Origin of the sequence: Enterococcus sp. C63, from assembly GCF_040887215.1 — a bacterium.
Lineage (GTDB): Bacteria > Bacillota > Bacilli > Lactobacillales > Enterococcaceae > Enterococcus_B > Enterococcus_B hirae.
Window position 1 is genome coordinate 208,174 of sequence record NZ_JBFOFI010000002.1, and the last position, 17,617, is coordinate 225,790.

A 17,617-nucleotide genomic window follows, 5' to 3' on the forward strand; every position below is an offset into this window, starting at 1 on the left:
AACAAATGAAATATAGCGATGAATTATTTTTAGTTGAACATTTGAGTTCAAATTTAGATACAGAATTATACGTTATTAAACGAAAAGAAGATGGAATACAATTAGAGTTACATATTAGTGGTTCCGCTTATAGAGTTGTAGATTTAAATGGTAATATTCAGTTGTTTATTGAAAAACAGCTTGAGTATGGAAAAAAATTAGTTGGATTTTTGAATGAAAATACAAAAGTTTTTATTAAAGCATCTGATGTTGAAAATAATATGTATAAACCCTTAAATGAAGCACAATTAATAACAATAGTTGATGAGGATCACAGCTAAAAAAGTTATTTAAAAATTATGAATGATACAAAATCAAATCTGGATCAAAAGGACCATCATTCTAGCTCAGTTCTTATTTGAATTTTGTTAAATTTTTATCTATTAATTTTAGCATTTTTTTGGTGAAATCATTCATAGAGCATATCATCCTCTCAGTTGTTTATCTTATGGTGATTTAATCATACTAGAGAACGATATGTTTTTTTATAGCAAAAATGAAAATGGGGCTGAAGAATCAATTTTGATTCTTCAGTCCCATAAATTATAGAGCCGTCAATTTTTTGGCCCAGTCTCTTTTGGTTTATTTGCTTATAAATTAATATTTAATAACATTTACAAGTTTTAATGGAGTTCTTTCATCCCAATCAAGGATTGCTTGGTTTTTAATAGTTAAATAATTTCCACCGATATATTCAATGCTAGGTAAATAATATATGTATTCATTCATTTCACTTTTGGCTTTCATTGAAACTAAAAAGCCTCTTGGATCATTGTTTCTGCTCCAGCTCTCTACAGCTGGACGAGCAAGTTCAAAGTAATCTGCATATCCACCAGTTTTCCATTTGCTTAATGCAACCTGAACAGTTCCATCAGAGAGATTGACCATATTTACAATTTTAGTTCCTTTTGTATCAGAGTAGACTACTTTTTTCAGTGGTGTGATTTCAGTTGAGCTGTTTCGTTGATAAAGGCTACCATCTTTATAAGAGTAAGAAGCACTTGTTGGCGTATAATAGGTTCTAAGCATTCCGTTATGGACAATCGCCAAGATAAATCCACTACGAGAAAGTCTACTCCAAGAGTCTGATTGACCAGGTGTGATATTGAAGTAGTCGGTGTTACCCTTTCCTGTAGAATTTGCACTAACTGAAACCTGAATACTTGAAAAGTCCGTACAATCGTTTGTTACAGTGATGTCAGCATGTGCTGCTTTGGTCGGGATTAAAAAGATGGCTAAAGCGACCATTCCTATTAATAAACTGACCAGTGATGATTTTTTTTCATGATATTCCTCCTGTTAATATAATATAGTCGTAAACGTTTTCGCTTACAATTTAAGTCTAAAGGATGCAGACTATTTTTCAATGATTCTAATTTACTATTTTATTCATTTTTTTTATTTTAGAGTCAAGTATAGTGGAATTTTCTTTGGGATATCGATCAGTTCTTGAATAGCGGAGGAGCTGGCTGAAATTTAGCAAGAGGTTGGAAAAAGTATTGTAAGATGAGTGAATAAGCGGATAGCCTTTATAAACGTTTTTTATACTTTATACGACGGTATTTCTATTGTGTGAAGCTTAACTTCAAAAACACTGGTTATTTATTTTTGTACTTAATGAAAAAGCCTAGGGCATCTTTTCTCCCTAGGCTCATCATTAGTTATTATTTAATCGCTTTAATGGTTCTTCATGCTTAGTAGTCAATCACATTAACTACTTTTAATTTCTGTGTTTCATCCCAATCATAGATAGCATCTTTTCTGATTGTCAGAAAATTTTTGTAGCCTAGGTATTGTATGCTAGGTAAATAATATATGTATTCTTTTGAGAATCCGCTATTATATAGGACTGAAACTAAAAAGCCTCTTGGATCATCATTTCTGCTCCAAGTTTCACTATCAAGGTGGTTTAGCGTAAAGTAGTCTGTCGATCCGCCACTTTTCCATTTACTTAACGATACTGTTGTAAGACTTGTGGAAAGATTAATCATGTTAACGTTCATACTTCGCGTAAGAAGCGAATTTGTTTCAACTTTTAACGGAGTGATTTCTGTTGTGCTACCTTGGGAATAAAGTTTTCCATCTTTAAAAGAGTAGGCGGCGTTAGTTGGAGTATAGTAGGTCCTAAGTTGTTCTAAATAAACAATGGCTAAAATATGGCCTCTAGGATCATTTCTGCGCCAAGATTCTGTTTGTCCAACTGTTACTTTGTAGTAGTCTGACGAGACATCTTTTCCATTATCTGCGTTAATGGAAGCTGTAAATGAATGTGACGGATCTGTACAATCGTTTGTTACAGTGACATCAGCATGTGTTTTGGTTAGTGGTAAGAAAAACATTAAAGCAATGAAACCAAACAATAGGCTGACCAATGGTAATTTTTTTTTCATGGTATTCCTCCCTTTAATATAATTTATGTAAACGATCTTCGCTTACAATTTAAGTTTAAAGGAACAAGTTTAGGTTTCAATGTGTCCAATCAATCAATTTATTTCATTTTTTTAGTATAAAACCAAATGTAGTGAAATTATGGGTGGGGTGCTAATAGCTACGGTTATTCTAGCTTCTTTCAATAGAATAAGGTTCGTCAAACTGCCGTTTAAAACAAAGCGTTCATTTAGCATTCGTTAGTAAAAAATCCTTTTAGGAAGCGATTCATGACATCGAATATGATGAATTTTCTTCCATTTTAGGCGATCCATGGATAATGACATTTATTAATTATCAGGTAAAAAGAAGATCAGAACTGATGGCCAAAACATACCAAACTGATAATTGATGACGTAACTTTTCAATCATTTCACTCTTTTTTGATGCTTTCCTACAAAAATTCCTGTATGCTTGCTTTTAGTTAGAGAATAAAATAATGACCGAGCTATATTGAATGCTCATATCCAGGAGGAGAAATAAGAATGAAAAAAATTTATTTTTTATGTACGGGAAATTCTTGTCGTAGCCAAATGGCGGAAGGATATGCACGTCAATTATTATCTGCCTCGGATGTGGAAATTAAAAGCGCAGGTATTGAAACTCATGGACTGAATCCACGAGCGGTTCAGGTTATGGCTGAGGATGGAATTGATATTTCAAACCAAACGTCTGATTTGATCGATCAGGATTATTTTACACAAGCAGACTTGATTATTACGCTTTGTGGAGATGCAAAAGATAAATGTCCGACGATTCCTGTAGGTGTTCAGCACATTCATTGGGATTTAACAGACCCCGCACAAGCAGTTGGAACCGAAGCAGAAATAGCATCAGCTTTTAGAAAAACAAGAGATAGAATTAAAGCAATGGTAATTGAACTCAAGAACCAGTGAGAGTCAGTATTTTTTGGGAATTGAGTGATCATTTGAGCTTCATTTGTCTGTATAGTGCTAAATTTTAACAATCAAGAATTGAAGTCAGCAAGCCTTAAAATGGTCTTGCTGGCTTTTTTTGCTTGCGATATTTTTTGGTCGCCTTCTCAATTATTTGGAGAGTTATGAATCAAGCAATTATTTCTGGTTATGAGAATGATTGGCGTTTAAAAATCAAAATTTATTTACAATAACAATGTTATGGGGAGTAAGATAAGAAAGAAGAGAGCGTATTTCGCGCAATTAACTAATGGACTGAAAGCTCTTCTTGTCAGTTAAATTCTAGCGCCAATAACAAATGAATAGAAGTTTATTGTGTGTGATTTTGGTTAGTAAAGAATAACAAGATCAGCGAAAAGAAAGCAGAAGAAGGAGGAGATTGCAGGGACAGGACTGCAATGAAAGAGAAATGATTACAGTGAAAGCTTTACCTGCTTATGATGGCGATTATTTGATCGTTCAGTATGGAGAAGAAGATCAACGGACGAATCTGTTTGTCGATGGTGGTCAAGGACAACAAGTTGTTAGGCAGTTGAAAGAGGAAATTGCAACAATTAGCCAGAAAGGCGAGTGCATTGACTTACTGGTTTTGACACATATTGATGCCGATCATATTCGGGGATTTTTGAGTTTGTTTTCTCAGTCGAGTTTTGACAAGTCATGTATTAAACGAGTGTTTTTTAATTCTAGAAAGCTGTTATCGCAAAAGTTTGATACAAAGGTTGTTTATGATGATCAACTGGAGATCGTTCAAGAAAAGTCAGAGATTAGTTTTAAACAAGGGGAGTCTTTCGATCGGTATTTGGAGGATTTGATGATTGAAAAGATGACAGTTATTGACAATTCTTGTCAGCCCAAATTACTCAAAGGGGCAAAAATGACGATTTTGACACCTGATGAAGCAAGTCTAAGGAAATTATATACAGATTGGGAAAAGGCAATTCAAAAAGAAACCAGGGATCAACTGATCAGCGGTCGTAATGTCAATCATCAGGGAAGCGTAGAAGAACTGATCAAAAAAGCTTTCCAAGAAGATCGCGCTGTCGCAAATGGGAGCAGTATTAGCTTTATATTGGAGTATGAAGGCAAACGACTGTTGATGCTAGCAGATGCTCATCCAAGTACTGTCACTGCGAAGTTAAAAGAACTTTATGGGGAAAAAGAGCTGCATTTTGACTTGGTAAAAGTGGCTCATCATGGGAGTAAAGCAAATACTAGTGACGATTTATTAAAACAGATTGAATGTGAAAATTATTTGATTAGTTCAAATAAGGGGAATCGTCATGGTTTTCCGCACAAAGAAGCCTTATCAAGGATTGTTTACCACAACTACACAAAAAAACGACCAACGAATTTTTATTTTAATTATTCCGATGCGAGTGAGGGGTTATTTACAAATGAAGAAATAAAAAAATACGGGATTCAATTGATCAAGAAAAAAATGAATGAGAGGGTACTAACGATTGACATATGAATGATTTTGAAGAGTTATCAGTGAATATTAGAGGAACCAATACTTATGGTTCAGGTTTGTTGTATCAGCAGGATTGTGAAACGGGTTATGTGATCACCGCAAAACATTGTGTGGTTGGGGAAACAATTAATGACTTCAAACTATTTGATTATACCCAATCTGAACTAGAAATCTTAGAACCACCAAGATGCTCAGATAGTCTAGATTTAGCGATTATTAAAGTGAAGGTAAAAAAAGGTTATCCTGAACTGCTTATAATGGAACCAGAAAATAAGCAAGAAATCGTATTTTATGGTTATCCAGAGTGTATGAAAGAAGACGGTGGGACTCCTTATCGAGGAAAGGCAACTCAAATCAGTAAGCCAGATATTTTTAAATTGGTACTGGACAATGAAATAGGATCGTCTAACAACACGGAGTATGAGAACATACGAGGTTGCTCAGGATCAGGAGTGTACGTCGAAAGAGAAGGTAAGTGTTATTTGACTGGGATTATTACGAAACTTCAGTCAGCGGGGCAACAAGGAATTGTTGAAGGGATTCATATCGCACATATCGTTGCTTTCTTTTTAGAAGAGTTTGATATCATGCTGGTACCTCGTTGCTTGAATGATTTTAGTGGATATTTGACATCTATCATAAATGAATTACGAGAAGTAGGTGGACAAGAAAATAAGCTGATTTTTCTGATTGAAAAATGTTATCGTGAATGTTTTTCCGACATAACGCCTAAATTGATCCATAATCGGTTAAGTGATTACCTGTTTCTTCCTTCTCAGAAAAATGAGGATTATACCAATAAATTCTTGTGGATCGCTTGGCTGGAGATCTTGCTTTACAAGTTATTACAAACAAATATTGCTTTTGAGATCGATGATTGTTTCAAATTACTCACTCAGGAAAAGGAAAGATCAGGTATTCATGTATTACTTACTGATTGCCTATCCCTTGACCATTTCATTGGGAGTTTATTTAGAAGTACACTTTATGACAAGATTGATAAACAAGATATTTTAGTTGTTTCTAGCGAAGAAATTTTTATATACGGTAGTTTTATCGCCAAGCGAGACCAAATTGAAGGGATTGTAACAAGCATCGATCATCCCGAAGTTTCTGACAGATTGGCGATTGATGATCCTAATGAAAAAAAGTTATTTCCAATTGTTCATATCTATTATATCGAATCTAAAATTTATCAGTTTTTACACGACACAAAAGGGTTAACAGCCGTTGAGTTTTCTCAGAGGTTTCCAGAGGAGTTAACTCGTTTGTTTGAAGAAATTGCAAACTAATGGAGGTAGATAACAATGGTAGAGATATTAAAAGAAATCACTACGTATGAAATAATAGAAAAAACGACGGGATTGACCTGTTACACGTACCAACAAGCAAACGAAAAGTATCGACTCCATTTTTTTTGTTATATATTTGATAATCAAGATGAGTTATTAGCCAACTATGAAGAAATCAACGACCAGATTGCCTACAGTTTTCAAAGTCAATTAAAAAGGAAGATTGAACGATGGAATATTTATTTTTTTCTTTTTGTCAAAGCCAAAGTAGCGAAGCCAATCAAAGCCAGTATTGAACAAGACAAGTATGCAACCAGAAAGGTGATCGTGGATAATTTTCGAGAATTTGCTACTAATGATGCGCAAAAAGAAGCACAAAAAGAAGCACAAAAAAATAAAATTCAAGAAAGATTATTATTGAATCTGGAACAGACAAAACCATTAAAGAAACTGGCTAAGAATGAGCGGCAAAATGATGAGAAAATCATCCATTTGTTAGCAGAATTAAAAACGATGGCTAAAAAAGAGAAAAAAGCACGAATACAAGAGTATATAAAACATGAGCTGTCAAATCTTAACGTAAAGGAAGGAACCGATGAGTCTTAAATTGAAAGGGATAAAAATTGATTCGTTTCGAGCATTTGAAAGGCAAAAATATTTTGATTGTGTGAATCCTGTTTTTAATGAAATATCAAATTTGATTGTTTTGTATGCGCCAAATGGAACCGGAAAAACCTCTTTTTTTGATGCCATCGAATGGAGCTTGACTGGCGAAATCAGTCGACTGAATGAAAATAAAAATGTCCGTGATATCGCCTCCCAAGAGCGAAAGTATATTTTAAAGAACAAATATTCCTCAGCCGAAGTGGGCAGTGTGGAACTAGCATTTGATGATGGCAGTTTTTATGCATTAACAACGAAAAAGTTAAATGGAAAGCAAACAACGGATTACGTTGAAGGGAATGAGACCAAAAAAACGGTTGATTTAACAGCGAAAGAATTAAAGATTTTACGACAAAAAAATTTATTGACACACAATCAAATCGATGCTTTTTTGCGATCACAGAGTGCCGAAGGAAGATATGATGCTTTAAGTAATTTTTGGGACAAAGAAAATGTATCTGAGGATTATAAAAATCTAGTCTTATTCGTCAATGAAATGAATAAAGCATTAGGACAACAAGAAACTAAAATGAATCAGCTAACAAAAGAGATTGAAAAACTCGAAAGTAATGCAAAAATATGGCAAACAATCAACCAGCTAAAAGAAAATTATGCCAAGTTAAACGGAAAGAATAGTAAAAAAGATCCATTGTTAAATAATCAATTAGGTTTACAAGAATTGTATATCGAATCGAACAAATTAAAAAGCAATAATCAAATAAAATTGAACCAGTTTGAAGAGGAGCGACAACAGCTAGAAAATTTAATCACAATGACCCAAGAGTATCGACAAATACCGCAGCAGATCGAATGGTCTGAAAAGCAGGTTGCTGATGTCAACGAAAAGTTAGCCCATTTGACAGAAATTGAGACAATCGAAGAAAAAAAGAAAGCACTGTTTGACGAAAAAATAGACTTGAGCAACCATCTCAAGCGTTGTAACTTTCTTATCAATCATGAAGCAGATTTTCAGGCACAAGAAATGGCTGAACAAAACAGTAATAGAGAAATCAATGAATGGATCAATCAACGAAAAAAATGTGAACAAGCATTGATTACTTTACAAAAGGAGCATCAAGAGCAAGAAGTAACATTAAGTGAGTGTCAAAATAAACGAGCGTTGCGGACGAATCAATTAACAGAAATCAAAGAATTAAACAGTTATTCCGATGTTAAAGCGAAAAGACAATTACTTGATCATGAAACCAAACAACAAAAAAAGAAAAAAATAGAGTTGGAAGCCAAGTTAGGTAAGATAAAGCTAACGTTGACAAAATTGTTTTCATTACTAAACTTAGACGATCATCAGTTAAGCCAAAAAGACTATTCAAAAGATCCTGATTATTCATTTTTGTTGGAACAGACAAGCCAACTTGATGACATTTGGCAAGAAAGAAAAAAATTGGAAGTTGATTTAGCACAAAAGAAGAAGGAACGTTCCTCTTTAGAAGATCTGGGCAGTCAGTTAGAACAGTTGAAAAAATTAGGTTATTCTATCGTAACGGATACGTCTTCGTCTGTCTGTCCATTATGTCTCCATGATCATCAAGAATTTCAACATATCATCCAAAAAATTGAAGCTAGTACGGCAGATCTTTTACCAATTGAGCAACTGACGAAGGAAAGCAGCCACTTAGAAGGAATGATCGATGACTCAACTGGGCGGTTAACTGATGTAGTTTCTGGAGTAAAACAACAGATTCAGATACAAATAACGATTAAGGAAACTGAAATCAACCAACTTGACCAGGATCTATTACAAGTAACCTTAAAATTAAAACAACAAGAAGAAGCGTATTTAACCAATGAGAAACACTGGCACAAGTTAAATGAATACAGCCAAAAATATGGGATTGACTGTGAAAAAATTGCTGAAGAAACCCAGAAAAGAGTAAAGTCACTACAGGAGGAATTGGTAAAATTAACGAATGAGTACCAAAATATCAAAGAAAAAATCAATCAAAATGAACAGCTGAATGTCAAGAATACTCATACGCTCAAAACGATCGAATTACATTATCAACAAGCGAAAAAAAGCTTAAATGATTTAAAAGGAAACGAACAGTATCAATATTATCAGCAAGAACAGGCGTTTTATGAAGCGCTTGGTATTTCTGTTATCTCTGATTTTAAAAGGCAATGTAAACGCGAGTTAGAAAAAATCAATGAACAAGAAACCAAGCTTATTGCTGAAAAAGAACAACGACTAGAACAAGTAAATGGGAAAAGTAAAACAGAATTAGTAGAAGAACAACGAATCCAATCAGAGCAGATTCGGCAGCTCGTTGTACGGAGGAAATATATCGAAAAGATATCTTATCAGCTGTTTGACCAAGTAATCATTGCACCAGAAGAATTGGAAAAAAATAAGCAAAAGTTGACCACAGCTATTTACGAATTAACGGAAAAAAATCAACTGTTGAGTCAACTATCTGGGCTTACCAGTGATTTTATCTCTGAAACAGGTATCGAAGAGAAAAGAAGCGAACAAGCAAAAGTAAAAAAAATCTATGACCACTTAAGTAGAAAAGTACAAGAACTAAAAGAATTAAAAGACAGTAAATTAACCGAGATCAAAAAGCAAATCAAAAGTACATTTAACTTAGATACCGTCAATCAGATTTTTCAAATGATTGAACCTCACCCTGATTTTCGTAAGATTAGTTTTAAAATCAATGAAGCAAATCCCGATAAATTAGGACTGGATATTATGTGCAAACGAACAGAGGATGAAGAGGATGCCCCGATTTTATATCTAAGTTCTGCCCAAGTAAATATATTGTCTTTAAGTATTTTTCTAGGAACCGCTCTAGAGAATACAGACAAAGTGAATACGATTTTCATGGATGATCCAATCCAACACTTAGATAGTCTTAATGAATTATCCTTTATTGATCTATTAAGAATCCTTGCATTTAAGCTAGGAACACAGATCATCTTTTCCACCCATAACCGTCAGTTTTTTGACTTATGTCAGAGAAAATTAGATGCCAATTACCATAATGCCAGTTTTATCGAAATGAATTATACAGAGAATCAGTTGTAACAAATTTAGTTAGTCAGAAAAAGTAAAAAAGGGAACTCTTTGATGAGAGCTGAGGTTAGCTGAAAGATTCAGAGTATAAAACAAAAATTGCCTACAGAAGTTAAAAAAGATACGGATAGAGAATCAATCCCAACGAATAAGGGATTGATTCTTTTTTCTAGATTAAATACAGATAGGAAGAATATATAGGTTGGATGGAGAGTTGTACTACCTATACGAAAGCAGAAGCTTTTTTAGGCTCTACATTTTTTGATATTGGCGAAATTTACCAACATTTTTTTATGATTTAAACGGTATAGAAAAGACATCATTCACTATTTGGGGGCTATTTAACCAGAGAAACCGAAACCTATACGACAACTTTGCGAACATTTAGAAAGTTTCTGACACAGATCCGAAATGCCCTCTGCTACAATTACTCAAATGGACCACTAGGATGTTTAAACAAGCCTATCAAAGTATTTAAACGAAATTTTTATCATTTCAAACGGCGAATTTTGATTCGTCACGGTAAAACTTTTTTAAGCAAATAAAGATACTCAGATTAGTAGGTTTTTATTTCCTATTTTTTTCAACTGGTATCAGATTTCAGCACTTATGACTGTTATTTTCGCTAGGAACAATTTCTTAAAAATGGATAGTTTTATTATTTCAATAAAATAATCATTGCTAAATCAACGATTTAAGACGGTTGTAGAATTTTTTTCAGATTGTTTGTTGACAAAAATAAAAAAACCATCTTACCATTAGTTTGTGGTTATAACCAGTTTAAAAGAAGGAGAAACCTATGGGAAATTCTTTTAAAAACAAAGCTTTGTATCATCAGTTGGTAGATTTACTTAAAAATCAGATGGAAAGTAACATGATACCCCATGATAAATTACCCTCTGAACGAGAATTAACTGCTCAATACGGAGTTAGTCGGACAACGGTTCGATTAGCTTTGAAAGAGTTGGAAAATACAGGTTATATTTATCGGAGACATGGAAAAGGAACATTTGTATCCGATATCAAAAAGAACGTAGCAGATTTAGCAGGAACCTATAGCTTTACTGAACAAATGAAAAGTTTAGGTAGAACTGCTGAGACGCGGATCTTAGCTTTTGAAAAAATTGAAGCGGACAAATTTATTGCAAAACAATTGAATCTTTCATTAGGAGAAGTAGTCTTCAAATTAAGTCGATTGCGGATAGCTGATCGGGAACCGCTTATGATCGAAGATACCTATTTGCCAGTCAAATTTTTCTTATCATTAAATGATCAGCTTTTAAGAAGCAAACCTCTATATGATCTTTTTTCCGAGGATTTTAATCAGACCGTTCGATTGGCAGATGAAGAGCTATATGCAAGTGTTGCCTCAAAGGAAGATGCGAAACAGCTGATAATCTCAGAAGGAGCACCTGTCCTTCATTTAGCACGTCAAACCTATAATATGAAAAATGAAATTATCGAATTTACTTTAAGTGTCGCCCGTGCGGATCAATTTCATTATCAGATCCGCCATATTCGAAATAGTTAGGAGAATCGAAACATGTTTACAGTAGGAAAAGAAAAACTGGATCAGCTGGGTGCTGAGATCACGACTCGCGAAATACGCCAACAGCCGGAACTTTGGGAAGAAACCCTTGATCACTATCAAACAGTTCAAAAGGAATTAGATAATTTTCTTGCAATAGTTAAAGAAAAGGCAAATGGTCAGCGAACACGTGTAATCTTCACTGGTGCAGGAACATCTCAATATGTAGGAGACACATTAGTTCCTTATTTGCGCAAGAACGGTGATCGCCAAGCATTTAGCTTTGAAAGTATTGGAACGACTGATATTGTCGCAGAACCTGAAGAGTATTTAATTAAAGAAGAACCAACTTTACTTGTATCATTTGCGAGGAGTGGAAACAGTCCTGAAAGCTTGGCAGCAGTTGAAATTGCAAATCAGGTGGTTGATACGATCTATCATTTATCAATTACGTGTGCTGTAGAAGGAAAACTAGCTCAAATTAGTCAATCCGATTCCAATAGTTTTTTATTCTTGATGCCAGCACGTTCCAATGATAGTGGCTTTGCTATGACTGGTAGCTTTTCCTGCATGACTTTAGGAGCTTTGTTGACATTCGATCAAACAGTATTAGTGAAGAAACAACAATACCTGAAGGTTTTAAGTAATTTAGGAAATGAAATAATTACCCGAGTAAATGAAATTGAAAAAATCGTTCAGCTTGATTTTGAACGCATTGTTTATGTTGGTTCAGGAAGTCTAGCTGGATTAACAAGGGAAGCGCAATTGAAGATTCTGGAATTGACAGCCGGAAAAATTGCTACCATCTTTGATTCATCAATGGGCTTTCGCCATGGTCCAAAGTCGTTTATTAATCAAAAAACAATCATGTTCGGTTTTGTTAATAATAATCCTTACACGCGTGATTACGACTTGGATGTCTTAGAAGAAGTGCGTGGAGATGAAATCGCTTCCGGAGTGTTCGCCATTACTCAACCAGGGCAACGGAATTTCACTGGCGATAAATTCGAGTTTACAACTGAGGCCGAATTACTGCCAGATGGCTATTTAGCACTAAGCTATATCATGGTTGCCCAAATAGTCGCTTTGTTATCATCGATTAAAGTGAATAATAAACCAGATACACCATCACCAACAGGAACAGTTAACCGAGTTGTAAAAGGTGTAACGATTCACAAATATAAGTAAAAATAAACTGGGAGGAAGAACCATGATTACATTAACCAGAGGAAAAAAAGCAGCAATGGATCGTTTATCGACAAAAGATGGTATTATCAGTGCCTTAGCGATTGATCAACGCGGAGCATTAAAAAAAATGATCAAAGCCTTAAATGTAGAATTAAACGATGAACAGATTGAGCGTTTCAAGGAGTTAGTTTCTAGTGAATTAACCCCTTATGCATCTTCTATTTTATTGGACCCAGAATATGGTCTTCCTGCTGCAAGTGCACGACATGAAGATGCTGGTTTGTTGTTGGCCTATGAAAAAACCGGCTATGATGTAACAACACCGGGACGCTTGCCTGATTTATTAGCAGATTGGTCAGTTTTACGATTAAAAGAGCAAGGAGCCGATTCGATTAAGTTTCTACTTTATTATGACGTAGATGAAGATCCGGAAATCAATCATCAGAAGCATGTCTTCGTAGAACGTTTAGGTAGCGAGTGTGCCGAAGAAGATTTGCCATTCTATTTAGAATTGCTATCATATGATACCCAAATTTCAGATGTTCATTCACTTGAATATGCCAAAGTAAAACCGCATAAAGTCAATAGCATGATGAAGGAATTTTCGAAACCACAGTACAAAGTAGATGTTTTAAAGGTAGAAGTTCCTGTCAGTATGAATTTTGTAGAGGGTTTCAGTACAGATGAAGTAGCGTATACCAAAGAGGAGGCGGCAAAGTACTTCTTGGAACAAAGTCAAGCGACAGATTTGCCTTTTATTTTCTTGAGTGCCGGTGTTTCTACGAAGCTATTCCAACAAACATTGTTTTTTGCTAAAGATTCAGGTTCGACCTTTAATGGTGTGCTTTGTGGTAGAGCTACTTGGAAAAATGGTGTGAAGCCGTTTATCAAATCTGGTGAGGAATCTGCTCGTGCCTGGCTGAAAAGTGAAGGTCGTGAAAATATCGAAAGCTTGAACAACGTTTTGGCACAAACAGCCAGTTCTTGGTATGACAAAGTCCAAGTTGAAAAAGAAGTAGCTGTGAACTAGGAGGAGAGCTCGTGATAGTAACTGTAACGATGAACCCGTCAATTGATTTTTCCTATCCGCTTGCTTCCTTGAATGTGGATACTGTCAATCGAACAGATCAAGTTAGTAAAACAGCAGGTGGAAAAGGACTTAATGTAACCCGAGTAATCCATGATCTAAAGGGGGATGTACTCGCTACAGGAGTTCTCGGTGGGTTTCATGGGGCGTTTATTGCAGATGAATTAAAGCATGCCGGTATTAAGCAGAAATTTACAGAGATCAAAGAAGAAAGCCGAGATTCAATCGCTATTTTGCATGAAGGAAATCAAACTGAGATTTTGGAAGCGGGACCAACAGTTTCCTATGAAGAACAGCAGAATTTCCTAGAAAACTTCAAGGAGCTAATAAAAAAAGCAAAGATTGTCACAATCTCAGGTAGTCTTGCAAAAGGATTGCCATCAAATTTTTACCAAACGTTGGTCCAATTGACAGAAGAGCAGTCCGCAAAGGTTCTTGTCGACACCTCTGGGGAAAGCTTGCATCAGGTTTTAGCTGGCAAACAGAAGCCATTTTTAATCAAACCAAATCTTGAGGAATTATCAACACTACTGAGACATTCATTTTCGATTGATCGATTAGAAGAAGTCCAGGAAGAATTGATTCAACCTATCTTCGCAGGTATTGAATGGATCATTGTTTCTCTAGGAAAAGCTGGAGCTCTCGCAAAACATAAAGATTGTTTTTATCGAGTTACGCTCCCTACGATAAAAGCAGTCAACCCAGTTGGTTCAGGAGATGCTACAGTCGCTGGATTTGCCTACGGCCTATCACAAGAAATGGATGAAATAGAACTTTTGAAGTTTTGTATGGCTACTGGTATGGCTAATGCACAAGAAGGACAAACAGGTCATGTTTCACCGGTGAATATTCAATCGCATATTGAAAAAATAACTGTAAAAAAGATTGAGTGAAAAAATCGATCTAGATAAAATCAATGATTTTTTGAGACCAACTCAATTTGGTAGAAGTTCCATTTTTGTAGGATTCAACGTACTCCAGTAGTTGTTGTGAATCTCTACGTTTCGTCACTCGGACTTGCAGAACGGTCGTTTCATCGGTAAGAATCTTTAATGATTTCGCAACATTTAAAGGAGTTGGAAATATAATTTTATTTGTTTCCGTAAAATCTTCCTCATTCATGTGGATATTGTAGTCTTGTTTAAAGCGCTGACAGCTGGAATTGTAATAACACAATTCTTGACAATTAGGATCCACATATTGTTCGGGCAAATAAGTTTGCTGATAGATATATGCAGTTTTTTAGTTTTTCGTAAATGTCTGATGTAATCATAAAATGCTAAGGCTGGCAGTTTAAGCTTGTTTAAATAGTGTGGATCATTCCCTCGAACGATTGATAAAACTAGACCAGTTTTTCTTTACGTGAAACAAATGAGTCACGACCTTGATGACGAATTATGAATCCATCCTTTATTCATTCAGGGAGCGAATGACTGTAATAGAGCTTACGTTAAAAATTTATATTAATTCTGCTTCTGTATAAAGTTTATTGCCATTTTGGGATGTCTAAATTAACCCTTCAAACAACATCAAAGAATTAAACTTTTCGTTAGAGTCTTTGGTTTTGTATGTATAATTTGATTTTAACACGTTCTGTTATGTTGGATAGGGTTGACTTTCTATTTCAAATTATTTGATATATCAATATATTGAAAACGCTTTTATTTAAGGAGGGAGCTTTTGAACACATTTGAGATTAAAGAAGATTTTCTTCTAAACGGTAAGCCCTTTAAGATACTCTCAGGAGCTATCCACTATTTTAGAGTGGATTCAGCCGATTGGTATCACTCGTTATATAATCTGAAAGCATTGGGATTTAATACAGTTGAAACTTATGTACCATGGAATCTACATGAACCTAAAAAAGGAGATTTCCATTTTGAGGGAATTTTGGACTTAGAACATTTTTTGTCCATTGCTGAGGAATTAGGACTATACGCGATTGTTAGACCATCTCCATATATTTGTGCAGAATGGGAGTTTGGTGGTTTTCCTGCTTGGTTACTTAATGAGGGAACTCGGATCCGAACAAATGAAACCGTTTATTTGAACCATGTGGCAGATTATTATGATGTTTTAATAAAAAAAATCGTGCCGCATCAGCTGACAAATGGTGGAAATATTTTAATGATACAAATTGAGAATGAATACGGTTCTTATGGAGAAGAAAAAGACTATTTACGTTCGATACGTGATTTAATGTTGGACAGAGGAATAACAGTGCCATTTTTCACTTCGGATGGACCATGGCGAGCGACACTCAGAGCAGGCAGCATGATTGATGAAGATATTTTAGTTACTGGAAATTTTGGTTCAAAGGCTGAAGAAAATTTTTCTTCAATGGAAGCTTTCTTCAATGAGCATGGGAAAAAATGGCCTTTAATGTGTATGGAATTTTGGGATGGTTGGTTTAATCGTTGGAAGGAACCGATTGTACAACGTGATGCAAAAGAATTAGCTGAGGCAATCAAAGAGGTCGTGCTGAGAGGAAGTATTAACCTGTATATGTTCCATGGAGGAACAAATTTTGGATTTATGAATGGTTGCTCAGCTAGAGGAGTGATTGATTTGCCACAGATTACTTCTTATGATTACGGAGCACCCTTAGACGAGCAAGGAAATCCAACCGAAAAATATTATGCAATCCAGACAATGATTCATGAAACGTTCCCTGATATCCAACAAATGGAACCTTTGACAAAAGACACAATGGAAATGAAAGATATTCCATTAATTGATAAAGTCAGTTTATTTTCAACATTAGATACAATTAGTCAATCAGTAAAAATGAAATATCCAGAAACGATGGAAATGTTAGGACAAAATACAGGTTATATTCTGTATCGCACCTCAATAAAAAAAGATGCAGAACATGAAAGACTGAGAGTAATCGATGGAAGAGACCGTAGCCAACTATTTTTAAATCAAAAACTGCAAGCTACACAATATCAGACAGAAATTGGTGAAGATATCATTGTTCCAATGCCTCAGGAAGACAATCAATTAGATATTCTAATTGAAAATATGGGGCGTGTTAATTATGGTCATAAATTATTAGCCGATACACAAAAAAAGGGAATTCGTACAGGGGTCATGGCTGATCTACATTTTATCACTGATTGGAATCAGTATTGTTTACCACTAGAGTCATGTGAGAAGGTTGATTTTTCAAAGGAATGGCATCCTAACCAGCCAAGTTTTTATCGCTATGAAGTAACACTTGATGAAGTGGAGGATAGCTTCATTGATCTATCAAAATTTGGGAAAGGTGTCGTATTTGTTAATCAGACCAATATTGGACGTTTTTGGGAAGTTGGGCCAACACTTTCGCTATATATTCCGAAAAGCTTATTTAAAAAAGGAAACAATGAAATAGTAATTTTTGAAACAGAAGGAACTTTCCAACCAGAGATCCAATTAGTAAAAGCACCACTATATAAAGAAATGAAAGAAGGATAAACAATGAGTATTATCGGAGTAAGAATTGATGGACGTTTAATTCATGGACAAGTAGCCAACTTATGGACAACCAAGTTGAACATCACACGGATTATGGTTGTAGATGATGAAGTTGCAAAAAATGATATTGAAAAAAGTGGATTAAAGCTGGCAACTCCACCAGGAGTTAAATTAAGTGTATTGCCGATTGAAAAAGCTGCTAATAATATTTTAGCAGGAAAATATGATTCTCAACGATTATTGATTATTGCTCGGGAGCCGGATCGTTTATTGAAGTTGGTAGAATTAGGAGTCCCAATTGAAGAAATTAATGTTGGGAATATGTCACAGACGAATGAAACACGGTCCATTACTAAATCAATCAATGTGGTTGATCAAGATGTAGAAGTATTTAACAAATTACAGGCTAAAGGTGTTCGCTTAGTAGCGCAGATGGTTCCAAGTGATAAAGCAGAAAATTTTATGGCTTTATTAGCGAAATAGGAGGATAA

15 protein-coding genes and 1 pseudogene are annotated in these 17,617 nt (G+C 35.0%); 13 read left to right on the top strand and 3 right to left on the bottom strand.

The window, feature by feature from the left end; all coding sequences use genetic code 11:
- Positions 1–5 precede the first annotated feature (5 nt).
- Entirely contained in the window at positions 6–320 is a 315-nt protein-coding gene (locus tag AB3H90_RS03610; RefSeq protein WP_161652277.1) for a hypothetical protein, read from the top strand.
- 316 nt (positions 321–636) lie between these two features.
- On the opposite strand, the gene AB3H90_RS03615 is transcribed toward AB3H90_RS03610, so the two are convergent.
- Both AB3H90_RS03615 and AB3H90_RS03620 read right to left on the bottom strand, forming a co-directional pair.
- On the bottom strand, positions 637–1,287 hold the full coding sequence (locus tag AB3H90_RS03615) for a hypothetical protein (protein ID WP_034699831.1): 651 nt from the start codon (positions 1,285–1,287) through the stop codon (positions 637–639).
- Between the two features lie 446 nt (positions 1,288–1,733).
- Positions 1,734–2,429, bottom strand: a complete 696-nt coding sequence (locus AB3H90_RS03620) for a hypothetical protein (RefSeq protein ID WP_368016198.1) — start codon at positions 2,427–2,429, stop codon at positions 1,734–1,736.
- A gap of 522 nt (positions 2,430–2,951) precedes the next feature.
- Between AB3H90_RS03620 and arsC the strand changes: the two genes are divergently transcribed.
- The 10 genes and pseudogenes from arsC to AB3H90_RS03670 all read left to right on the top strand — a co-directional run bounded on the left by arsC (position 2,952) and on the right by AB3H90_RS03670 (position 14,560).
- Positions 2,952–3,362: an arsenate reductase (thioredoxin) gene (gene arsC, locus AB3H90_RS03625; RefSeq protein WP_010719969.1), complete on the top strand. Its 411-nt coding sequence runs from the start codon at positions 2,952–2,954 to the stop codon at positions 3,360–3,362.
- Positions 3,363–3,810: 448 nt separating this feature from the next.
- Positions 3,811–4,875: a ComEC/Rec2 family competence protein gene (locus AB3H90_RS03630; protein WP_368016199.1), complete on the top strand. Its 1,065-nt coding sequence runs from the start codon at positions 3,811–3,813 to the stop codon at positions 4,873–4,875.
- Positions 4,876–4,895: 20 nt separating this feature from the next.
- Positions 4,896–6,167, top strand: coding sequence for an ABC-three component system protein (locus tag AB3H90_RS03635; RefSeq protein WP_368016200.1), 1,272 nt, complete (start codon positions 4,896–4,898; stop codon positions 6,165–6,167).
- A 15-nt stretch (positions 6,168–6,182) separates the two neighbouring features.
- Positions 6,183–6,773, top strand: a complete 591-nt coding sequence (locus AB3H90_RS03640) for an ABC-three component system middle component 1 (RefSeq protein WP_368016201.1) — start codon at positions 6,183–6,185, stop codon at positions 6,771–6,773.
- On the top strand, positions 6,763–9,876 hold the full coding sequence (locus tag AB3H90_RS03645; RefSeq protein ID WP_368016202.1) for an AAA family ATPase: 3,114 nt from the start codon (positions 6,763–6,765) through the stop codon (positions 9,874–9,876). The genes AB3H90_RS03640 and AB3H90_RS03645 overlap by 11 nt, the downstream gene beginning before the upstream one ends.
- A 344-nt stretch (positions 9,877–10,220) precedes the next feature.
- A pseudogene (locus AB3H90_RS03650) lies at positions 10,221–10,409 on the top strand (transposase); the annotation flags it as partial.
- 254 nt (positions 10,410–10,663) lie between these two features.
- Positions 10,664–11,395 (top strand): GntR family transcriptional regulator, encoded by a 732-nt coding sequence (locus AB3H90_RS03655; RefSeq protein ID WP_010719963.1) that lies wholly within the window; start codon positions 10,664–10,666, stop codon positions 11,393–11,395.
- 12 nt (positions 11,396–11,407) lie between these two features.
- Positions 11,408–12,580, top strand: a complete 1,173-nt coding sequence (gene agaS, locus AB3H90_RS03660; protein ID WP_368016203.1) for a tagatose-6-phosphate ketose isomerase — start codon at positions 11,408–11,410, stop codon at positions 12,578–12,580.
- Between the two features lie 22 nt (positions 12,581–12,602).
- On the top strand, positions 12,603–13,610 hold the full coding sequence (gene lacD, locus AB3H90_RS03665) for a tagatose-bisphosphate aldolase (RefSeq protein ID WP_368016204.1): 1,008 nt from the start codon (positions 12,603–12,605) through the stop codon (positions 13,608–13,610).
- Between the two features lie 11 nt (positions 13,611–13,621).
- Complete coding sequence (locus AB3H90_RS03670; RefSeq protein ID WP_368016205.1) at positions 13,622–14,560, top strand: hexose kinase; 939 nt, start codon at positions 13,622–13,624, stop codon at positions 14,558–14,560.
- Between the two features lie 10 nt (positions 14,561–14,570).
- Here the strand turns inward: AB3H90_RS03670 and AB3H90_RS03675 are convergent, their stop codons facing one another.
- Positions 14,571–14,879: a hypothetical protein gene (locus AB3H90_RS03675; protein ID WP_226823680.1), complete on the bottom strand. Its 309-nt coding sequence runs from the start codon at positions 14,877–14,879 to the stop codon at positions 14,571–14,573.
- A 468-nt stretch (positions 14,880–15,347) separates the two neighbouring features.
- Here AB3H90_RS03675 and AB3H90_RS03680 point away from each other — a divergent pair, with 468 nt between their 5' ends.
- Complete coding sequence (locus AB3H90_RS03680) at positions 15,348–17,126, top strand: beta-galactosidase family protein (RefSeq protein ID WP_010738366.1); 1,779 nt, start codon at positions 15,348–15,350, stop codon at positions 17,124–17,126.
- A 3-nt stretch (positions 17,127–17,129) separates the two neighbouring features.
- Positions 17,130–17,609 carry a PTS system mannose/fructose/N-acetylgalactosamine-transporter subunit IIB gene (locus AB3H90_RS03685; RefSeq protein ID WP_010719958.1) on the top strand — a complete coding sequence of 160 codons (480 nt, stop codon included), beginning with the start codon at positions 17,130–17,132 and terminating at the stop codon, positions 17,607–17,609.
- The last annotated feature ends 8 nt before the right edge of the window (positions 17,610–17,617 follow it).

Bases quoted from the DNA above. Each gene is read 5' to 3' on its own strand.
- AB3H90_RS03645 (WP_368016202.1), top strand. From the start codon at position 6,763: ATGAGTCTTAAATTGAAAGGGATAAAAATTGATTCGTTTCGAGCATTT.
- arsC (WP_010719969.1), top strand. From the start codon at position 2,952: ATGAAAAAAATTTATTTTTTATGTACGGGAAATTCTTGTCGTAGCCAA.
- AB3H90_RS03630 (WP_368016199.1), top strand. From the start codon at position 3,811: ATGATTACAGTGAAAGCTTTACCTGCTTATGATGGCGATTATTTGATC.
- AB3H90_RS03640 (WP_368016201.1), top strand. From the start codon at position 6,183: ATGGTAGAGATATTAAAAGAAATCACTACGTATGAAATAATAGAAAAA.
- agaS (WP_368016203.1), top strand. From the start codon at position 11,408: ATGTTTACAGTAGGAAAAGAAAAACTGGATCAGCTGGGTGCTGAGATC.
- AB3H90_RS03655 (WP_010719963.1), top strand. From the start codon at position 10,664: ATGGGAAATTCTTTTAAAAACAAAGCTTTGTATCATCAGTTGGTAGAT.
- AB3H90_RS03620 (WP_368016198.1), bottom strand. From the start codon at position 2,429: ATGAAAAAAAAATTACCATTGGTCAGCCTATTGTTTGGTTTCATTGCT.
- AB3H90_RS03610 (WP_161652277.1), top strand. From the start codon at position 6: ATGAAATATAGCGATGAATTATTTTTAGTTGAACATTTGAGTTCAAAT.
- AB3H90_RS03685 (WP_010719958.1), top strand. From the start codon at position 17,130: ATGAGTATTATCGGAGTAAGAATTGATGGACGTTTAATTCATGGACAA.
- AB3H90_RS03615 (WP_034699831.1), bottom strand. From the start codon at position 1,287: ATGGTCGCTTTAGCCATCTTTTTAATCCCGACCAAAGCAGCACATGCT.
- lacD (WP_368016204.1), top strand. From the start codon at position 12,603: ATGATTACATTAACCAGAGGAAAAAAAGCAGCAATGGATCGTTTATCG.